Source organism: Allobosea sp. P1_A7, assembly GCF_056406775.1.
On sequence record NZ_JBFTZN010000557.1, the window covers coordinates 1 to 1,437 of the forward strand.

Annotated in this window: 1 protein-coding gene and 1 pseudogene; both read left to right on the top strand. The window is 59.5% G+C overall.

Going from position 1 to position 1,437, the window contains the following annotated elements; translation table 11 throughout:
* Nucleotides 1–139: pseudogene (locus AC1D34_RS37555) on the top strand (IS5/IS1182 family transposase); the annotation flags it as partial.
* Between the two features lie 814 nt (nucleotides 140–953).
* Nucleotides 954–1,437, top strand: a 484-nt coding sequence (locus AC1D34_RS37560; RefSeq protein ID WP_476827028.1) for an outer membrane protein, incomplete at its 3' end; no start/stop codon positions are given.

Consider the following 1,437-nt stretch of genomic DNA (forward strand, 5'->3'; position numbering starts at 1 on the left):
CATGGCTCCATGGCTCGGACGCTGCCGCCGCCTCGCAAAGGACTGGGAGAAATCCATCGAAAGCGCGACCGCCTTCGCTCATATCGCCAGCATCCGCATGCTCACACGCCGCATCGCAAGACATTGCAAACCCGCGTGAACTTTTGAATCCGGCTCTCAGGGATAGCGCAAGTACAATCGGGCCGCAGCGCGATGACCCCAGCTGAGACTATATGACGTATCGTCATGTAGTGCGCGCGTGCGGTCTCGTCTTATCGTGGCCGTATCGTCCTGATGTCACCGGTTAACCAATCTCAGTCGCCCCGAACGGGCAGGTGCAAATCCCCGTCGACGAGCCGATATACGTGTGCTTACATCACTTAGATTACAGATCTTGGTTTGACTACGTGCTGAATATTACACGATTCGCTACGCCCATCGGCCATCTGAAAGGTTATTGGCATGGCGGCCTCAAAGGGAAACGGATGTTCTCACGAACCTCCAGCATCGCCCCCGGCAAACCAGCGGAATTACAAATGGCTTCGGCCCGAGGGAGACGATGACGATAGTTTTGGGCGAGGGATTATTTGGGGAGCTGCGATATCGTTCCTGCTCTGGGGAGGGATGGCGTTGGCCTGGTACACTATCTTTCGATGACGGCACCGCATGCGTGATTTATCGCGCATGAGCACTCAGCAAGAGCATCGATGGCCTGAACTGGAGTGACTTCCTCAACCGCGATGGAACGCCCGTCCCCACGCCGCCCCATGCCGGAGGTCTGGGCCCCACGGGCGCCCGTTGGGATTGGCATGCTCTGGGCAGTCGTTTTTTGGACTCATAGAGCGAAGTGATCAAAATATCGCAGTCCGTAACATTCGGCACTTCATTGGGAAGTGGCACGGATTATTCGGGTTCTCTGCCGTTACTTCATATGGAACAGATTGACTTGCGTATCCCTGACCTCGGAGGACATCATGCGACTAGGTCTTGTATCCACCGCCGTTCTTGCGACGTGCCTGGCAACGTCGGCCTTCTCCGCCGACCTTCCCAGCCGCCAGGCGCCGCCTCCCCCGATCGTCTACGCGCCCCTGTTCACCTGGGCTGGTCTTTATGTCGGTCTCAACGCCGGCGTGGGCTGGGCTGACTCGGGCGAGATCGCCGTCAACGGGCCGACTGCTGGCTCTTCCAGCGTYCTGAGCGGTGTCGGCGGTGGTGATGGCAGGTTCGTCGGTGGCGGCCAGATCGGCTATAACTGGCAGTCCGGCGCGATYGTCTACGGCCTGGAGACCGATATCCAGTATGTCGATACAGGCGGTAGCGTGGCCTGGGGCCAATACACCTGGTGGGCCGGTAGAGGCGGCGGTGACGGCGGCTATTTCGGCACCGTACGCGCCCGCATCGGCTACGCCTTCGATCGGACGCTGGTCTACATCACCGGCGGTCTGGCCTATGGCGGCC